The sequence below is a fragment of the Neobacillus sp. NRS-1170 genome, from assembly GCF_050468025.1.
Map to the genome: position 1 here is coordinate 63,405 of NZ_JBITPF010000036.1, position 18,342 is coordinate 81,746.

Genomic DNA, 18,342 nt, shown 5'->3' on the forward strand with positions numbered 1-18,342 from the left:
CAGCATAAAAATAAAAAAGGCTGAGCCTTTTGAGGTCCAGCCTGATATTATGCAAAGTTATTAATCGCACTCATATGGTGGTTGTTCTTCAACCAAATCTCGTGCCTCTTCAATATTGGTTGAATCATAACGGGCGTGCACAGAGCCACCTGACATTCCTTCATTTATCATGCGGTCAACATCCATAAACACCTTGTCTCTGCCCTCATTTGCAGAGCCTTGATTTGTAACTTGATCTTTACCTTTTTCCATGACTATCCATCCTTTCCTTTTATATTTTTATTGTGTGGGAAAGGATAAATTTTCATTCATAAACATGATAGAGCATTAGTTCATGAATCTGGCTTGTTAACACTTCAATATCTTCCTGTTCAGGAATATTTGTTGTCCATTCAATTTTTCCTGTTTGGTGGTAAATTCCGGTGAATCTTTGCTTTTTATAATAAAAGGAAAAATTCCAGCCTGGTATATTTTTATTTTCAAATAACGGCTTAAACTGAAAATGCATGAGCATGTGATAATCCCCCTTTGATTTCTCAGGTTATTTTTAGCTTACCTTGTTTTGGAGATTATTTAAATAGATTTTCTGTTACATTTTATTATTTGCCAGTTGGAAGAATAAACGGCAAAGCTGCTCGATTTTCTTATCTTCGATTTCAGTTTCGTCAAAGCTCATTGGTTTGGAATTTACTTCAAAAATATAATATTTCCCTGACTCACTTACCGCAGCATCAATCGAAAATTCCCCAAAAAAGCCAAACTGTTCCGATAAGGCCTTTCCTATCTGAGGGACGATTGTTTGAATGAATTGGTCATGTTCAGTCGATTGCAAAAGCTTGTAAGGGAGGAGCCGCCCGCCTGATGGAATATGGGTCGTTATTTCTTGTTTCTGTGATGAACGAATACCAATCCCAGTTAGGTTAAAGTCATCTTTATATGCATGTGCTAGTATTCTAAAATCAAAACGTGCTCCATTATATTTGGCAGAGGATATTTCTTCCTGTGCAATATAATTTTTATCTTTCAGCTCCTTGTTCCAGTCTTCCCAAAAATGATCAAAGGAGGTATAGGTTTTCTTTTCTTTTACTCCATCCATTTCAATTTCCATTGAATTCATGATTCGTAGGCGGAATATTCCTTTTCCTTTGGAAGCTTGACTAGGTTTTAAATAAACATTCTTATGTTTTTTAAAGAATAAAAAAAATTCATTTTTTGATTGGACAAGGATGGTTTGTGGCAGGTAATGTTGAAGGCTCAGATGATTTTTAAACAAATTAAACAACTCGAATTTATCAATAAAGCAAGGGTTAAAAAAAGGAATGTTTTTTTCTCTTAAGTGGTAAAAAAAGTGTTTGCATCGTTCATCTTGTTCCGATTTCCGAAAAGGGATCCGATTATAAACAAGGTCAGGATATGGAAATGTTTCCTTTATCCATCGATTTTCAATCGGTGAAAAGGAATATCCATTAATCGTATCCTGCTCTACCCCTTCGATTGTAAAAATAAAGCTCATTCCGTTAAGGGAAATAAGCTTTTTTTGCAATTCTATAAAAAGCGGGCCATTCCCGGTTATTGCACCATTAGCTTTACGTGCCGTAATAATACCAACGAGGGGAGTTTTTTTATCGTACTTCATTTGAAAAGTTCCTCTGGGTGGAATAAGGATTGTTCTGTCAGAAATACAGCAAAGGCTAGAGATAATCTTCGAGTTAATATATCAAATAGCTTTAGTTCTGGATGACTGAAGATGGATCTTCCTGGCTTAGAATTCGCTTCGAAAAGCCAAACTTCACCGTTTCGGTCGATGCCTAAATCAAAACCAATCTCGCCAATAATCCCCGATATATTTTTATCAATAGCCTTACTTAATAAGAGAGCTGCATTCGATAGTTTTTTAGTAAATAACTCGCATTCATCCTTCGAAAAAATTTCTTCCATTGTTTTAATAGCTCCACCGCTTCTAGCATGTGTTGTAACACTGCCTGCACCAGCAATTTTGGCTGCAATGGCACTTACATGCCAAATTCCTGAATCGTCCTTATTCGTATGAATACGAAAATCAATGGACCGACCGTCTTGCCTTTGCAAATGAATGCCTTGTTGCACCAGCATTTTTTCAAGTGACTGATTTCCAAAAACGGAATGAAACAATCTTTCTAAGCTTGAAAATTTGCGCAAGCGGTTAACACCTGCGTCATCTTGGTAGCGGCAAAAATATTCAGATGTATGCTTATTATAGATAATTTGGTGTACACCTAATCCAAGGCTTCCATTTTTAGGTTTAATATACACATGACCATAATTTGAAAGCATCCTTTCAATTATGGAAAAAGAGGTAAACGGATGGGTTTCAGGAAGATAGGCATCGACTGAACCGTCCTGCTGCAGTCTTTCGTATATATCCAGCTTATTGAAGAAGCCAGGATTATACCAAGGAATAAGATAGTCTTTTTGTAATCTTTCCTTCACTTTGATTAATTTTGGATTTCCTTCACTTCTACGATTTGGCAGGCGATCGTAAATAACATTCGGAAAAGGCACCTCGAAATTATGCCAAGAGGAATCATAATAAAAGAACCCCTCAATTATCCCACGTTCCCAATCAATATGCCGCTCTCCAAAAAGATAGGCAATTGCCCCAACCTCTTTATTTACTGATAGAAGTTTGGAAAAGAATAACGTTCTTTCTCCTATGGGCTGTTCCGGAATTTGTGTAAAGCCGGCAGTGAAGATTCCAACGAGCGGCCCAATATAAAGTATTTCGTTTTCTAAAAATATATGGAGCGGAATATTCAAGCATGGGAAATGTATAGCTTTTTGAATTTCTTTACTAATCACAATGCGGTCATTTTTGTCTGGATGGGGGCGAAAATCAACCTCCATTGATTTTGACCCGAAGGCAATTCTTTTTAAGGTTTTTTCTTTAATAAGAAAAGGCGGGCAAAAAACGATCAATTGATTATTTGGGGCAATTTCAATGAGATAACGTTTTCTCATGAAAGCTCTTCCTTTCTGATTGACCGGTCTGAAATAAATGTTTTCCATAAAGAAGAGGAGCTAAGAAAAGAGTTTCTTTTAAAGCTGGCTGGGTTTCTAATATAACCTTTCTCCCTGGCTTGGAATTAATGTCTAGAATCCAAATGGATCCGTTTTTAGCGATACCTATATCGACACCAAGTTCAAATAAAGGCAGAAATTCTTTTTCAAGCATAAGGGGGAGCTGGGAAAGGATATATTCTAACTCCTCTCGGATATACTTTCCTTTAGCCGGCTGCAATGATGATGTCCAATCCGAAAAGGTGATAACGGAACCTCCTGCACTTAAATTTGATAAGATGCCTCCAGAATTGCCTAATCGAATACCTCTGCCAAGCTCACCCCAGACTCCCTGAATATTCTTTTGCAGGAGAATGCGAATATCAAAGGGCTGAAGTTCATCATTGGATAATTCCAGAAACGGCTGGATCAGGTATTGGCGGTTAGCTATTAATGGATCCAGCCAATTGATAAGCTTGGACTCATTTGGAAAAATCCGCGAAATAATCTTTTTTTGTTTCTCTGTTTTGACATGAAAGGTTTTGTCATTTTTTTTCAATGAATAAATGCCAAATCCCTGAAACCCATTAATTGGCTTTATGATAATTTTCTTTAACTTATTGAGTTCTTTTAAGATGCTGCTTGAATCATTTGCAAATTTTGTCGGTGGTAAATAGGCAGATAATGCAGTGTTTTTAAGTGAATGGTAAAGTTCAAGTTTGTTTGGCAATCCATAGCCTAAAAAAGTAATATCATTTCTGCTTTTAAGCCAGGAAACAATGGGAAGGCAAAGCTTGGAATGCTCATCATCTCCATAAAAACAACGATCGTATAAAATGGTTGGAATTAGAAATTCTGTGTCTATCCACTGAGCAGTTTTTGCATCAAATTTTTTACCTCTTACCTGAAGTGAATGGGGATTAATTTCAGTAGGGATAAAACGGTAACATTCCATTTCGCACGATTCCGCAAGTTTAGCGATATCGTTAATATAAGAATCTTCACTATCCAGCTTTAGGGACATGATTCCAAATGAAATCAATTTATTCAACCTCCTTTTCAGAAATAACGTCTTTGGCCAGCTTTGTACAAAATTGGATAATCGCTTTTGCTGACGGTCTAATTTTTCCGAGACCGTCTTCAAATAGTTTGGAAGGTTTTGAGTTTACTTCTATTAGCCAGGGTTTTCCTCCTTCGTCAACCCCAATGTCAATTCCAAGCTCTCCGGTTATACCAGTTGAACGTAGACCAATGTTTTCCGCAATTTCAATTGATAATTCCTTCATAAGGGAGAGCGTTTGAAAAGCCTCTTTTTGATCCATCCATGTTAATAAGGCCTGGAGCGGCCGTAGTAATGTTCCGCCTCTAGCTAAATTTGATACGAATTCTTGGTCATTTGCGACTCTTGCTACCATTGAAGTCACACCCCAAGTGTCTTTTTCATTTTTGTGGCATAGCACCCGAAAATCCATTGAACGAGAATCTTGCGTAATTAAGGAAATTCCTTGCTGAATAAGAAAGATTCGATTGGTAAGCAGAGGTTTAATTCGTTGATAGATTTCCTCTAGCGAATAATTCTTGTCAATTTTCGGGGTATGGGTTGTAAACGATGTTTGAAAACGAAATAGATTTTCCTTTTCCTTTACTATTTTGATAATGTTTTTTCCTTGACTACCATGAATAGGCTTTACATAAACTGTTTGATATTTTTGAGCAAATTCAAAAAGGCTTTCTCTTGAATATATTTTAGTCTCAGGTGTATAGGGGATTAAGTGGTTTTCCTCTCTAATATGCTTATACACTTCCCATTTAGAGAGAAAACGGTCGTTAAACAATGGAATGTTCAGCTTTTCAATTCTGTTACGGAAATCCTGAAATTGATTTTTTTGTTCGAGAAGTCGGGAATGAATGCGGTTATATATGACATCAGGTAAAGGAAGCCTGGCAGGACTCCATTTTCCTTCATTAAAGTAATATCCTTGATTTGAAAATTGGTCTAATGAAAACACATAGAATAAACCACCATTTTCAGAAATTCCTTGATGAAGTTCTTCACAAAAACCGTGGATAGAACGAAAATGCGGTTGGTTTATTTCATCAGTCGCGAAATCGGTTAACAAGCCTACGACTGGGCCGAGCTGAAGTGTTTGTATGTCATGACGGTAAAAGCCCTGTAACTTTATTTTTTGGGCAGGTAAATCCAATGCCGTCATGATAGAATCGGGTATTAGCACTAGGTTGGGATCCATTTCTACAATTTGTATGTTTACCTTTTCAGAAGCCCTGCCTATGGTGATTTTTATTTCCTGATGGTTTTTAATTTGAAAATGGTGAAACGTATGGCCGGACATTTGTATGAAACGGTCATGTTGTTTTGAGGGCACTATTGGAATAATCGAAATGGTTGAAAATGAAAAAGACATAATCACTCCTCATTTATTTTTCAAAATGGGCATTAGTTGATATAAGTATCGTATGTTGTAATGTTATGGATGGTGAAATGAACATTCTCGCATTTCAAAGAATAGTTTGTTATAGTTGATTGGAAATGTTTATAAGTAGGCTGTGTTAAAGGTTACTGTTGATTTATTAACCCTGTTGATTGGAGCGGAAATCAACAGACTAGTTTAGCACAGCCAATAAATAAAGGGAGTGAACTAAAATGGCAGTTAATTTATTTGATTCCGCCTATGCGCTTGAAACAGCTATTCGTCAAAGCGATGAATATACAGCATTAAAAAACGCCTACAATGAAGTGAATGCAGATCCGGTTGCTAAACAAATGTTTGACCATTTCCGGCAAATGCAAATGAACCTTCAGCAAAAACAAATGATGGGCCAGAATATTTCCGAGCAAGAAGTACAACAGGCTCAAGCAACGGTTGCCCAAGTTCAACAGAATGGAAAAATTGCCCACCTTATGCAAGCTGAACAACGAATGAGCATGATTATTGGGGAACTAAACCAAATTATTATGAAACCATTAGAAGAGCTTTACGGAAAAATGCAATAACACTTCATAAAACCTTCGGTGCCGAAACCGAAGGCTTTTTTCTTGTTCTTGGGTTAGTCATATAAATGGATAAACATTCATAAAAGTGATATAAGGGTAATTTCACCAAGAACAGGGGGCAACAAAATGATTTATCGTTTGCTTGCTTTAAATATTGATGGAACAATACTACAAACGAATGGGAAAATTCATAAGTCAACGAAGGATGCCATTGAATATGTTCAGCAAAAAGGGATTTATGTTACACTCGTTACATCAAGAAGTTTTCCATCAGCGAAAAAGGTTGCTAAGGCATTAAAGATAAAATTACCATTAATCACACACCAGGGTGCTTTAATTGCAAGCGAAGTAGAAAAGCCGATTTATGTTAAACGAATCAATGAGGATATTACCTACGATACAGTCCGATTCCTTGAAGGAATCCCATGCCAAATTAGGCTTGTACATGAACAATTTTCGCTGGCAAATAAATTCAAGCTCCAAAATAATTTATTAGCGAAAACGGTGTTTACCTCAGGGGATCCCATTTTTTATTCACAGCAGTTTGTTTCTTCATTAAGTGAATATTTACATGATCAGCCTGTAACACCGCCAAAGATTGAGGTCTATTTTGAAGAAAAAAGCGATCTAATTGATGCAAAAAAAGCGCTTAGCAAAATGTTTACTGAGATTGAAATTATTGAACTTGATTCATTAAGAATAGATATTGTCCCTTCTGGTGTTTCCAAACTTGCTGGATTAACCGGCATTGCTAATCAGCTTGGGCTTAAAGCGAGAGAAGTGGTTTATATAGGTGACGGACTTGACGATATACCATTAATTGAAGCAGCCGGGTTAGGGGTCGCGATGTGGAATGCTGATTTTGCAGTGAAAAAAGCGTCCGATTGGGTCACGAGGTCGCAAAATGAACAAGGTGTGGCCTATATGGTAAAAGAACACTTTAGAAAACAACAGCCGATTGAGTTTCTACGGAAGATGAAAATAATAAAAAATTGACCTTACAAAGATATCATCGGTGGAAGCCTGTGATATCTTTTTTGCTTTATGGAATAATTTCCACTATATTGACCTTAGATTACTGATTTTGTACACTTAAGCTAGTTTAATTTGAAAGGTGATATACTTGCGGATTTCAATAATAGGGATAGAGGATGAAAGATTCAATCGGCCGCTCCAGCTGATTGCCAATTTGTTTTTTGAAGAATCTCAGATTTTCATGTCAGTCTTTGAAGAAGCTGATATACAAATAAATTTTAACTTGCAGGTTCAGGATAAAATACAGGTTTCAGCTGAATTGATGTGTAAAGACGAAAAAGTCTTTGCCTCAGAATATCAAAGAGAAATGAAAATAACCGATTCAGAAAAAGAAGGTTTTAAACAGATTAAAAACGCTGTTTCCCACGTCTATTTAACTGTATTGCAGGATTACACAGGCATTACGCAAAAATGGGGTATTTTAACAGGGGTCAGACCGACAAAACTTCTTCACAAAAAAGTGCAGGAAGGGATTCCGTTAGAAGCTGCACATCAGCAATTAAAGGCAGATTACTTGATTACAGATGAAAAAATCGAACTTATGCAGCAAATCGTTAATCGTCAATTGACAGTTGTCCCAGACCTATATTCACTTCAAAAAGAAGTGAGTATTTATATCGGTATCCCTTTCTGTCCAACAAAATGTGCCTATTGCACCTTCCCGGCCTATGCGATTAACAATCGTCTTGGCTCCGTTGACTCTTTCTTAGGCGGACTTCATTATGAAATGAGGAAAATCGGTGCATGGTTAAAAGAAAAAGGAATCAAGATTACAACAGTCTATTATGGTGGCGGAACGCCAACGAGTATTACCGCTGAAGAGATGGACATGCTCTACGAAGAAATGTACACATCCTTCCCAGAAGTCGATAAGATTCGCGAAATTACGGTTGAAGCCGGTCGTCCGGACACAATCAGTCCTGAAAAATTGGAAGTATTAAAAAAATGGAAGATTGATCGAATCAGTATTAATCCACAGTCATATACACAAGAAACCTTAAAGGCAATCGGCAGACATCATACGGTAACAGAAACTATAGAAAAATATCATCTTGCACGACGGATGGGCATGAACAATATTAATATGGACTTAATTATTGGCCTGCCAGGTGAAGGAATTCCTGAATTTACCCACTCACTGAATGAAACTGAAAAACTGATGCCTGAATCTTTAACCGTTCATACCTTGTCGTTTAAACGTGCCTCTGAAATGACTAAGAATAAAGAGAAATATAAGGTCGCGGACCGCAGCGAAGTGGAAAAAATGATGGAGCTTGCAGAGGGCTGGACATCTAGGCATGGATATGTACCCTATTATTTATATAGGCAAAAGAACATCTTGGGTAATCTAGAAAATGTTGGTTATTCTATACCAAGTCAAGAAAGTATTTATAATATCATGATTATGGAAGAAGTTCAGACCATTATTGGTCTTGGCTGTGGTGCAGCAAGTAAATTTATTGATCCTCTGACAGGAAAAATAACGCACTTTGCCAATCCTAAGGATCCAAAATCCTACAATGACGGTTTTGAAGCATATACAGATGAGAAAATAAAGATTTTAGATGAATTATTCTCGGAAAAAGGTTCTCCTGCTTAATGAAGCGGGAGAATTTTTTGGGGCATCGTTCTTAATAAAGGATTATTTACCCAGAATGTCGAATATTTTATTGGATATTCTTCATAGAATACTATGAAATTAAAACGCTTTCATTAGTGGGGGGATTCATTATGATGCAAACACCTTTAACGATGACGCATATGATTGAAAGAGCAGAAAAGTATTTTCCAAAGAAACAAGTAGTTTCAAGAACGTCTTCGGGCATCAATAGATTTACCTATAAACAAATTGCAGAAAGAACAAGAAGGCTCGCCGACGCCTTGGTAAAGTTAGGCGTTACTAAAGGTGATAGAGTAGGAACTTTAGCCTGGAACCATCATCGCCATTTGGAAGCCTATTTTGCAATACCATGTATGGGAGCGGTTCTTCATACTATCAATATTCGTCTTGCCCCGCAACATATTTCCTACATTATTAATCATGCAGAGGACAAGGTCCTGCTAGTTGACCCAGACATCCTTCCATTACTCGAAAAATGTGCCCATGAATTACCAAACGTTAAAGCATATGTCATCATGACCGATGAAAAGGAACTTCCGAAAACAAAGATTTCCCCTGTCTATCACTATGAGGACCTATTAGCTGAAGCAAATCCTGCCTACCAATACCCGAATGATATCGATGAGAATGATCCAGCAGGCATGTGTTATACATCCGCAACCACTGGAAATCCAAAAGGTGTGGTCTATTCGCATCGCGGCATTTATCTGCACAGCATGGCTCTAGGTCTTGCGGATACCGCGGCATTAAGTGAAAAAGACATCGCACTTCCTGTGGTACCAATGTTCCATGCCAACGCTTGGGGAATGCCGTTTGCCGCTGTTTGGTTTGGCACATCTCTAATTTTACCTGGTCCATATTTTACACCAAAATTGCTGGCAGAGCTTATCGAACAAGAAAAGGTAACGATTACAGCGGGGGTCCCTACAATCTGGCTGGGACTATTAAAAGAACTTGATGAAGGCTCCTATGATTTGAGCAGTTTAAGAGGGGTTTTATGTGGAGGATCTGCTGCACCAAAAGGCATGATTAAGGCTTATGAGCAGCGCCATAAAATTCCTTTCATGCATGCCTATGGGATGACAGAAACAAGCCCGCTTGCCGTTATCTCTACTTTAAAAAGCTACCAAGAGGAATTAGATCCTGAGGAGAAACTAAATATTAGAGCAAAGCAAGGGACCCTTGTTCCAGGTTTAGAAATGAAAATTGTCGGCAAGAATGGCGAAGTTGCCTGGGATGGAAGGGAGATGGGAGAACTATGTATTAGAGGACCATGGATTGCCTCCGAATATTATCAAGACGAACGGACTTTAGATGCATTTAGGGATGGGTGGCTCCATACCGGAGATGTGGTGACAATAGATGAGGAAGGCTTTGTGAAAATCGTAGACCGTACAAAGGATTTAATCAAGAGCGGCGGCGAATGGATCTCCTCAGTTGACTTAGAGAATGCATTGATGGCACATGAGTCTGTGTTCGAAGCGGCCGTTGTCGCCGTTCCCCATGAAAGGTGGCAAGAGCGTCCGGTTGCCTGTGTCGTTTTAAAAGATGCCTTTATAGGAAAAATAACGAAAGATGAGCTAGTTGAGTTTTTAAAACCACAGTTTGCTAAATGGTGGATTCCCGATGATATCTTATTCGTCTCGGAAATTCCAAAAACTTCAGTTGGTAAATTCCTGAAAATGGCATTAAGGGAACAGGTCCAAAAAGATATTCTTCCAAAAAATTAGAATTAAGGACAAAGGGTTCAGCCTTTTGTCCTTTTACTGTATAGGTAAATACTAGAAGAAAATTCAATATATTAAGAATGTTTGTTTTTATTCCTTCCATTACCAGCTATAATGGAAATGAATAAACAATTTGGGGGGCGTTTAAAATGGCAATGAATTTTGTTACGGATAAGGTAAATGTGCAAATTGAAGGCCGCGTTGCAACGTTGGAAATGAATCGTCCGGAATCAATGAACGCTATGGATATAGATGTCATTAAAGGGCTCGTCTGTAAACTAAAGGAAATTAGCGAATCAGATGATATTGATATCGTTGTCCTAACAGGCAAAGGTAGAGCCTTTTCGGCTGGGGGAGACATTAAAACCATGCTTTCAAACATGAATGAGAGCGATTTCTTGCCGGTCATGGATTGCATCAGTGAATTAATTATCACTCTTTATAGTATCCCAAAATTAACAATCAGTGCTGTCTCAGGTGCTGCTGCTGGATTAGGGTTCAGTTTAGCATTAGCAACGGACTATATTATCGCAGACAAGGCAAGCAAACTGGCGATGAATTTTATTGGAATTGGCCTTATTCCTGATGGAGGGGCGCATTTCTTTTTAGAAAAGAGATTAGGTGAAACGAAGGCAAAGCAAGTGATTTGGGACGGTAAAATGATGAGTGCGGAAGAAGCATATAAGCTGGGTCTTGTTCAAGAAGTGGCTGAAGAAGATCTTCAAGAGACATTACATACACGAATTAGCGACTGGTTGGGCCGTCCTATCCAAGCGATGATTAAAACAAAAAAGATTTTAGCAGAAAAGAACCGCCCTCAATTATTGAAAATCTTAGAATTAGAAAAATACGGACAGCAGAAAATGCGGGAAACTTTAGACCATAAAGAAGGCATAAAGGCTTTATTGAAAAAAGGAAGCCAAATTTTATCGGCAAATAATAAAACAAAGAAGCTCATGAGCTTCTTTGTTTTTTCTAAGAATGAAACAGCAATAACTTTCCGCTTGGTGAGATACATCGATGTGTTTTTTCTAGTAAGTTTTTCTCTGATAATAGTTTTTCACCATGCTTCTTAGCCGCATCGTCATTATCTGCCTGGAAGGCTTCATCTAAAAGCTTTTCTCCATTTGCTTCAAAGGCTGTTAGTTTATAAGTTTTCATCATACATACCCCTTTATTAAAAAAATAATCACTATTATTTTCACATAATTCTTAATATTTTTCAAAGGGAAAAATTTGAAACTTTTTCCTGTTTGGTACGTATGAAAACAGAAGGAGTGATTAACATGGTACTCAAACTTGAAGGTGTGACGAAGCGTTTTGGGCAATTTACGGCTGTCGATCAATTATCCTTAGAAATTCCCGAAAAAGAAATGTTTGGCTTCTTAGGAGCTAACGGGGCGGGTAAAACCACTACCTTCCGTATGATTCTAGGCCTTTTGGATTCTACCGATGGAAAAATCACATGGGATGGAAAGGCGATTGATTATTCTACAAGCCACTTGGTCGGCTATCTTCCTGAGGAAAGAGGGTTGTACCCAAAACTGAAAGTCCGCGACCAACTCGTTTATTTAGCTAGATTAAGAGGGATGCAAAAAAATGATGCTCTTATTGAACTAAAATCGTGGCTAGAACGATTTAAAATACCAGAGTATGAGAATAAGAAGGTGGAGGAGCTTTCTAAAGGAAATCAGCAGAAAATCCAATTTATTGCCGCAGTTCTACATAAACCAAAATTATTAATTCTCGATGAACCATTCAGCGGCCTTGATCCTGTTAATGTGGAAATGTTAAAGAAAGCTGTTCTGGCTTTAAAGGAAAATGGAGCGACCATTGTGTTTTCAAGCCACAGGATGGAGCATGTCGAGGAAATGTGTGAGCACCTCTGCATTTTGCATAAGGGAAGTCCAGTCGTACATGGTTCATTAAAAGAAATCAAGCGGGCATTCGGCAAAAAGAATCTTGCTATTCATGCTGATTTTAAATTAGACCAGTTAAAAAATTTCCCTGGAGTGGTAAGGGCTAAATCAACAATGGAAGGCGTTCATCTGCAAATTGAAGGGGAGCCAGTTGCAGAAAAAATATTAAAAGAAATAGTAGGGAAAGGATTCATTCGAAAATTTGCCCTTGAAGAACCTTCTTTAAATGATATTTTTATAGAGAAAGTAGGTAATTCTTATGAATAATTTTTGGATAATCTTATTTCATACTTATCTAAACAAACTGAAAAGCAAATCGTTTATTGTCACGACCATTTTAACCATTGTGATTGTGCTCGCCCTCACAAATTTAAATAATATCATTTCTATATTTGATAAAAATGGCGGTAAAGAAACAGTAGCAGTGCTCGATGAAACAGGAAGGCTTTATGAGCCTTTCAAACAACAAGCTGCAGCAATAAATAAAGATATTAAACTTACTAATTATAATGGAACTGAAAAAGAAGCGGAAAAAGCTATCGAAAAAGGCGAGTTTAAAGGACTTATTCAATTACGCTTTAATGATGAAAAGCTTCCAGAAGCAACCTATAAAGCTAGGAGCATTGCAGATTCTTCTTTGTTTACGGATCTCCAGACTAGTTTACAGCAGGTAAAAACCATGCTTGCCGCAACGCAAATAAATTTGACTCCCACACAACTTAAAAAACTATATGAACCAGTGTCATTTGAAAAATTTGCCTTAGAAAAAAATGCGAAAACGGAAGAGGAATTGAATCAAGCAAGAGGCCTTGTCTATGTTCTTCTTTTCATAATTTATTTTAGTGTTATCATGTATGCCAATATGATTGCGATGGAGGTAGCGACCGAAAAGTCTTCAAGGGTCATGGAAATCTTAATTTCAAGTGTTTCGCCAATAAAGCAAATGTTTGCCAAAATTATTGGCATCGGCTTATTAAGTCTGACGCAGCTTACAGTATTTTTAATCGTCGGATATTACTCATTAACCAAGAATATGGAATCATTAAAAGACGGCTTTTTTGGCGTTTACGGCTTTAAAGATATACCAGGAGAGACGATTATGTATGCTGTCATCTTCTTTATTCTCGGTTATTTCCTTTATGCAACACTTGCTGCCTTTTTGGGTTCGCTCGTCAGCAGGATTGAAGATGTCCAGCAGATGATTACCCCAATGACACTGCTGGTGGTTGGCGGTTTTATGATTGCCATGTTTGGGCTAGGAAAACCGGACGCTCCGTTTATTACGGCAACGTCCTATATTCCATTTTTTACACCAATGATTATGTTTTTGCGTGTCGGGATGCTGACCATTCCAGCTTGGGAGGCGATATTAGGAATATCGATCCTAGTACTCACTATTGCTGCTTTAGCCGTATTCGGTGCCCGAGTATATCGTGGAGGAGTGTTAATGTATGGGCAGTCAAATTCCTATAAAGATATTAAAAAAGCGTTACAATTAACTAAGAATAAATAGAGGGTTTAAGCCTTACCGTTTTTGGTAAGGCTTATTATTATTTTTACTACAGAACGTGCATTCGTATTTTAAAGATGTTAAAATGAAAGAAAAGAGGATGAAAGGAATATTTTGCCGATGAAAAAGATAACGTTTATTCATGCAGCGGATCTGCATTTAGATAGTCCGATGGTCGGATTAAAACATTTGCCTGCAGACATCTTTTCAAGAATCAAAGAAAGTACCTTCACGGCCTTAAAAAAGCTTACAGCTGCAGCTATCTGCCATCAAGTTGATTTTGTCATTTTAGCTGGTGATTTATTTGATGGCGAAGACCGCAGCCTGCGTGCCCAGTCACGCTTTCGAACAGAGATGCAGAAGCTTGAAGAGCACAATATTCCCGTTTTTGTTATTCATGGAAATCACGACCACTTAAATGGCTCATGGGTCCATTTGGATATGCCGGCAAATGTCCATATTTTTGATAGTGAGGTTGAGGTTAAGGATTTACATACAAGAAATGGTGAAAAGGTTCACTTTTATGGATTTAGTTATCCAACCAGGCACGTGTTCGATAGAAAAATAGATGAATATATGAAAGTAGAAGGAGCTGATTTCCATATCGGTGTTCTTCATGGCAATGAGAGTTCTGGCACGGAGCACGATAACTACGCGCCTTTCTCCATCCAGGAATTGAAAGAAAAAGGCTTTGATTATTGGGCTTTAGGACATATCCATAAGCGGGCAGTTTTATCAGAATTCCCGCCAATTATTTATCCGGGAAATATTCAGGGGAGAAATAAGAAGGAAACAGGAACAAAAGGCTGCTATTTAGTAGAGCTTTCAGAATCAGATGTAAATATGAAGTTTATAGAAACCTCTGATATTTTGTGGCAGGAAGCGGTCCTTGATGCTGCACCGGCAAATACCTTTGACGAAGTCCTTAAGCTGTGTCATGCAAAGATAAATGAAATCCGACAGGAAAAAACAGGAACTCTTTTATCTCTTTATATAGAAAATGTTCACTTGAATGATGACAGGGAAATAAGGGGGTTAAACGAAGAACTATTAGAACTGCTATTTGAGAATGAACGAGAGGAAGAATCGTTTGTATGGACATTCGATTTACTGATGATGGAGGCGCAGCAAATTGACAAAGAAAACTTAAAAACGGAAGCAAATTTTTATGCTGAGCTTTTTGAGACGATTGAAAATTATCAAGAAATTAACCACGCCGTGACTCCATTATATAATCATCCATTAGGGAGGAAATATTTATCCCATTTATCAGAGGAAGAACAAGATAATCTAATCAAAAAAGCTGAAAAACTATTAATCGAATTACTTTATCAATCTTAAAAGAAGCCTGAGTTAAGAGTCATTGTTGTGTTTTTCACTAAGTTGATTGGAACGGAAAGCGAGAGCCTGGAGGGAAAATTAACAGCAAAATTTAACACAGGCAAAAAGAAAGGAGTGTTTACATATTGAAAATTGTCGAGTTGCAGATTTATGGCTATGGTCAACTAGAGAATGTAAAAATCAATGACATATCCGATTTCCAAGTTTTTTTTGGTGAAAACGAAGCCGGGAAATCGACGATAATGGCCTTTATTCATGGTGTATTGTTTGGGTTCCCTACGAAACAACAAACTGAACTGCGTTACGAACCGAAACATCACCACAAATATGGGGGGAAAATAAAAGTTTATCATGAAGATTATGGGTATGCAGTCATTGAACGTGTAAAAGGTAAAGCTGCAGGCGACGTAACGGTTGTCTTTGATAATGGGACGGTTGGCGGCGAGGAACTGCTTAAAGAAATACTTGTAAATTTCGATAAGGGTCTATTTCAAGCAATTTTTTCTTTTAATATACATGGGCTGCAGAATATTCATCAAATGAAGGGTGAAGAAATTGGCAGGTTTTTATTTTCCGCAGGGACCTTAGGGACAGAAAAGTTAGCGAAAACAGAAACTATTTTACAAAAAGAATTAGATTACCGCTTTAAACCATCCGGAAAGAAACCTATTTTAAATGAAAGACTTCAAGAACTTCATGAAATTAGTGCGGACTTAAAAAAAGCAGCAGCTAAAAATAAGGACTACGAATTCTTTGTCGAAAAAAAAGAAAAGCTCGAGCAGGAAATGGAAAATGTAAATCATTCCCTTGTGGAAATTCATGAAAAGGTAGAAAAACTATCCGAATGGAAACGAATTGAGGCAATCGTAAAAGAGGAAAAATGGACGAAAAAAGATCTCGGCGAATTAGGAAAAATTGTTTTTCCTGCCCGTGGAATTGAAAGAATAGAAAAATTAACTCAGCTCATTCATCCCTATAATGCCCAAATTGCCAGCCTTGAGGAAAGAATTATCCAAGTAAAAAAAGAACTTACAGATATTCAGCCGGAGCCTTCAATTCTAGAAAATGAAGCAGCAATTTTATCATCACTCGATCAAGTACCTCTTCATGATCAATTGAAACTTGAAAAGCAGCAATGTGAAACAAAATTGCTAGAAATTGAAGAAAAACTTTCGGCCATTAAAGAAAGACTTCATTTGAATATTAATGAGGAAGAAATTCTCTCGATTAATACTAATATTTATATGAAAAATCAGGTAGAAAGGGTCACGCGAAAGCAGCAAAAGCTAGAGGAGGCTAAAGATGACCTGGAATCACAATTTAGAGACGAAAAAAACAATCTGCAGGAAATTGAAAAAGTAATCCGCTTAACAGAATCCGTTTGTTTATCCAAGCAAAAAAGAGACCTGCTAGTTGAACAAGTTAACCAAAGAAATGATAAAAAAAGCTTGGAGGCAGAATTAAAGTCTGCACAAGATAAATTTGAATTTTACCATCAGGCACTTGAAAGGGAAAAGAATGAAAAGGAAAGGTTTGTTAAGCAGAGAAGCTTTCAATTTGTTATTTTTGATCTAATTTTACTAGGAATAGCTTTATATGGATTGCTAACCAAACAGGTTCCTTTATTAGCATTTGGGAGTCTTGGATGCTTGATAATCACCTTTTTAATGATTAGAAGCCTTAATAATTCCAAACAAAAGACTGTTGATCCAATGCTAACGGAATTAAAAGAAAAGGAAAAAGCAATCCTTCAAAAATTACAATCAGCTGAAATGAGAGATTTTTCTCAGCTGGAGGAACAATTGAGGATGGATAATCTCCGTCTTGAGCAGCTGCAAAAGTCGAAAATAAAGTTAGAACAACAGCAAAAGCTTTATGAAAAGGTAATTACAAAGTTTGAGGAATGGGAACTAGAATCGGCACAAAATAAGGAACAGCTGTATTCCATAAGCAGTGAGTTAAAGATTCCTGAATATATTGCCAATACTTTTTTACAGGAAGCCTTCCATTTAATCGAACAATATAAATCAGTAATACGTGAGAAAAAACAAATGCTTGAAAGACTTGAGCACATCAATCAACAGCAAGCTATAATTGTGAAAGACCTTAATATAATTGCAAATAGGTATTTGCAAGAAAAGAGTATGGATTTACAAAAAGCAGCTTATTTATTGAGAAATAAGCTTAAGGAAGAGCATGAAAAACAGATCAAGAGTCAAGAAAGAGTTTCCAAATTAGCAGACCTCGATGCTGAATTGCAGCAAAAAAAGCAGGAACAAGGCCATCTGCAACTTGAATACCAAAAGCTCTTAGAGGATGCCAAGGTAGAATCAGAGCAAAAATATTATGAACTTGGTGAAAAAGCAGCAAAGCAGGGAAAGCTTCTTGAACGTCTTGAATCCATTCAGAGCCAACTGCATTTCTCTATACTTTCAGAGCCGGAAAGAGACAGCTATTTACAACTTCAAAATGCTGGGGAATTATTAAATGAATGTAATCAGCAAATAAAAGGCTTACAAGCAAAATTAAAAAATCTCCAAGAGGAACTGGCTTCAATAAAATACGAAATCCAGGCCCTTGAAGAAGGCGGATTATATTCCGACATTCTACATCACTATAAACAGAAAAAATTTGAATTAGAAGAAGCAGCCAAAGAGTGGTCGGTTTATAGTTTGGCACAAGATATACTTGTAAGTACCATTGAAAGGTACAAGAATATTCATTTACCAAGGATGTTATCAAAGGCAGAAGAATATCTATCATTCCTGACAAATGGCAGCTATCAAAAGATTCATCTGCAAAAATCAGGTACTGGCTTTTTAGTTGAAAGGGAAGACCATACATTATTTGAAGCGAATGAACTAAGTCAAGCAACGACAGAACAGCTTTATTTAGCAGTTCGGCTTGCCTTAGCAACCACACTTTATGAAATCTACCATTTCCCAATCATCATTGATGATAGTTTTGTAAATTTTGATGCCGGCAGGACTGAAAAAGTTATTCAGCTTCTAAATCGGTTGGATAGGAATCAGATTTTATTTTTCACGTGCCATAGTCATATACTTCATTATTTTAAAAAGGAAAATGTTCTTCGGTTGGAAAAAGGTGCTGTTCAGATTATTTCATAGAGTTATAGCCAG

At 37.2% G+C, this 18,342-nt stretch carries 15 protein-coding genes and 1 pseudogene; 9 read left to right on the forward strand and 7 right to left on the reverse strand.

Features of this window, described 5'->3' with window-relative positions:
• Positions 1-60 precede the first annotated feature (60 nt).
• From ACIFOT_RS16270 to ACIFOT_RS16295, 6 genes are all read right to left on the reverse strand, one after another.
• Positions 61-252, reverse strand: coding sequence for a hypothetical protein (locus ACIFOT_RS16270; RefSeq protein WP_430066326.1), 192 nt, complete (start codon positions 250-252; stop codon positions 61-63).
• Positions 253-304: 52 nt separating this feature from the next.
• The gene (locus ACIFOT_RS16275; protein ID WP_430066328.1) at positions 305-514 is read right to left on the reverse strand and encodes a YheE family protein; all 210 of its coding nucleotides are present in this window, start codon (positions 512-514) and stop codon (positions 305-307) included.
• Positions 515-589: 75 nt separating this feature from the next.
• Positions 590-1,636, reverse strand: coding sequence for a YheC/YheD family protein (locus tag ACIFOT_RS16280; protein ID WP_430066330.1), 1,047 nt, complete (start codon positions 1,634-1,636; stop codon positions 590-592).
• The gene (locus tag ACIFOT_RS16285; RefSeq protein ID WP_430066332.1) at positions 1,633-2,997 is read right to left on the reverse strand and encodes a YheC/YheD family protein; all 1,365 of its coding nucleotides are present in this window, start codon (positions 2,995-2,997) and stop codon (positions 1,633-1,635) included. Before ACIFOT_RS16285 ends, ACIFOT_RS16280 begins: the two co-directional genes overlap by 4 nt.
• Positions 2,975-4,078: a YheC/YheD family protein gene (locus tag ACIFOT_RS16290; RefSeq protein WP_430066334.1), complete on the reverse strand. Its 1,104-nt coding sequence runs from the start codon at positions 4,076-4,078 to the stop codon at positions 2,975-2,977. The genes ACIFOT_RS16285 and ACIFOT_RS16290 overlap by 23 nt, the downstream gene beginning before the upstream one ends.
• Position 4,079: 1 nt before the next feature.
• Entirely contained in the window at positions 4,080-5,459 is a 1,380-nt protein-coding gene (locus ACIFOT_RS16295; protein ID WP_430066336.1) for a YheC/YheD family protein, read from the reverse strand.
• 239 nt (positions 5,460-5,698) lie between these two features.
• Between ACIFOT_RS16295 and ACIFOT_RS16300 the strand changes: the two genes are divergently transcribed.
• The 5 genes and pseudogenes from ACIFOT_RS16300 (at position 5,699) to ACIFOT_RS16320 (ending at position 11,372) form a co-directional block, all read left to right on the forward strand.
• The gene (locus ACIFOT_RS16300) at positions 5,699-6,049 is read left to right on the forward strand and encodes a YlbF family regulator (protein WP_430066338.1); all 351 of its coding nucleotides are present in this window, start codon (positions 5,699-5,701) and stop codon (positions 6,047-6,049) included.
• 126 nt (positions 6,050-6,175) lie between these two features.
• Positions 6,176-7,045, forward strand: coding sequence for a Cof-type HAD-IIB family hydrolase (locus ACIFOT_RS16305; RefSeq protein WP_430066340.1), 870 nt, complete (start codon positions 6,176-6,178; stop codon positions 7,043-7,045).
• Positions 7,046-7,172: 127 nt separating this feature from the next.
• Positions 7,173-8,684 carry a coproporphyrinogen III oxidase gene (locus tag ACIFOT_RS16310; protein WP_430066342.1) on the forward strand — a complete coding sequence of 504 codons (1,512 nt, stop codon included), beginning with the start codon at positions 7,173-7,175 and terminating at the stop codon, positions 8,682-8,684.
• Positions 8,685-8,815: 131 nt separating this feature from the next.
• Positions 8,816-10,435 carry a long-chain fatty acid--CoA ligase gene (locus tag ACIFOT_RS16315; protein ID WP_430066344.1) on the forward strand — a complete coding sequence of 540 codons (1,620 nt, stop codon included), beginning with the start codon at positions 8,816-8,818 and terminating at the stop codon, positions 10,433-10,435.
• Positions 10,436-10,581: 146 nt separating this feature from the next.
• A pseudogene (locus ACIFOT_RS16320) lies at positions 10,582-11,372 on the forward strand (enoyl-CoA hydratase).
• 35 nt (positions 11,373-11,407) lie between these two features.
• Here the strand turns inward: ACIFOT_RS16320 and ACIFOT_RS16325 are convergent.
• Positions 11,408-11,593 carry a YhzD family protein gene (locus tag ACIFOT_RS16325; protein ID WP_430066408.1) on the reverse strand — a complete coding sequence of 62 codons (186 nt, stop codon included), beginning with the start codon at positions 11,591-11,593 and terminating at the stop codon, positions 11,408-11,410.
• Positions 11,594-11,718: 125 nt separating this feature from the next.
• Here ACIFOT_RS16325 and ACIFOT_RS16330 point away from each other — a divergent pair, with 125 nt between their 5' ends.
• The 4 genes from ACIFOT_RS16330 (at position 11,719) to ACIFOT_RS16345 (ending at position 18,330) form a co-directional block, all read left to right on the forward strand.
• Entirely contained in the window at positions 11,719-12,618 is a 900-nt protein-coding gene (locus tag ACIFOT_RS16330) for an ABC transporter ATP-binding protein (protein WP_430066346.1), read from the forward strand.
• Positions 12,611-13,864 carry an ABC transporter permease gene (locus ACIFOT_RS16335; protein ID WP_430066348.1) on the forward strand — a complete coding sequence of 418 codons (1,254 nt, stop codon included), beginning with the start codon at positions 12,611-12,613 and terminating at the stop codon, positions 13,862-13,864. The genes ACIFOT_RS16330 and ACIFOT_RS16335 overlap by 8 nt, the downstream gene beginning before the upstream one ends.
• Positions 13,865-13,981: 117 nt before the next feature.
• Entirely contained in the window at positions 13,982-15,202 is a 1,221-nt protein-coding gene (locus ACIFOT_RS16340; RefSeq protein WP_430066350.1) for a metallophosphoesterase family protein, read from the forward strand.
• A gap of 125 nt (positions 15,203-15,327) precedes the next feature.
• Positions 15,328-18,330 carry an AAA family ATPase gene (locus tag ACIFOT_RS16345; RefSeq protein WP_430066352.1) on the forward strand — a complete coding sequence of 1,001 codons (3,003 nt, stop codon included), beginning with the start codon at positions 15,328-15,330 and terminating at the stop codon, positions 18,328-18,330.
• Positions 18,331-18,342: the final 12 nt, after the last annotated feature.

Excerpts from the sequence above, each read along its gene's own strand:
- ACIFOT_RS16275 (WP_430066328.1), bottom strand. The coding sequence starts at position 514 with ATGCTCATGCATTTTCAGTTTAAGCCGTTATTTGAAAATAAAAATATA.
- ACIFOT_RS16340 (WP_430066350.1), top strand. The coding sequence starts at position 13,982 with ATGAAAAAGATAACGTTTATTCATGCAGCGGATCTGCATTTAGATAGT.
- ACIFOT_RS16295 (WP_430066336.1), bottom strand. The coding sequence starts at position 5,459 with ATGTCTTTTTCATTTTCAACCATTTCGATTATTCCAATAGTGCCCTCA.
- ACIFOT_RS16330 (WP_430066346.1), top strand. The coding sequence starts at position 11,719 with ATGGTACTCAAACTTGAAGGTGTGACGAAGCGTTTTGGGCAATTTACG.
- ACIFOT_RS16300 (WP_430066338.1), top strand. The coding sequence starts at position 5,699 with ATGGCAGTTAATTTATTTGATTCCGCCTATGCGCTTGAAACAGCTATT.
- ACIFOT_RS16325 (WP_430066408.1), bottom strand. The coding sequence starts at position 11,593 with ATGAAAACTTATAAACTAACAGCCTTTGAAGCAAATGGAGAAAAGCTT.
- ACIFOT_RS16285 (WP_430066332.1), bottom strand. The coding sequence starts at position 2,997 with ATGAGAAAACGTTATCTCATTGAAATTGCCCCAAATAATCAATTGATC.
- ACIFOT_RS16305 (WP_430066340.1), top strand. The coding sequence starts at position 6,176 with ATGATTTATCGTTTGCTTGCTTTAAATATTGATGGAACAATACTACAA.
- ACIFOT_RS16270 (WP_430066326.1), bottom strand. The coding sequence starts at position 252 with ATGGAAAAAGGTAAAGATCAAGTTACAAATCAAGGCTCTGCAAATGAG.
- ACIFOT_RS16280 (WP_430066330.1), bottom strand. The coding sequence starts at position 1,636 with ATGAAGTACGATAAAAAAACTCCCCTCGTTGGTATTATTACGGCACGT.
- ACIFOT_RS16335 (WP_430066348.1), top strand. The coding sequence starts at position 12,611 with ATGAATAATTTTTGGATAATCTTATTTCATACTTATCTAAACAAACTG.
- ACIFOT_RS16315 (WP_430066344.1), top strand. The coding sequence starts at position 8,816 with ATGATGCAAACACCTTTAACGATGACGCATATGATTGAAAGAGCAGAA.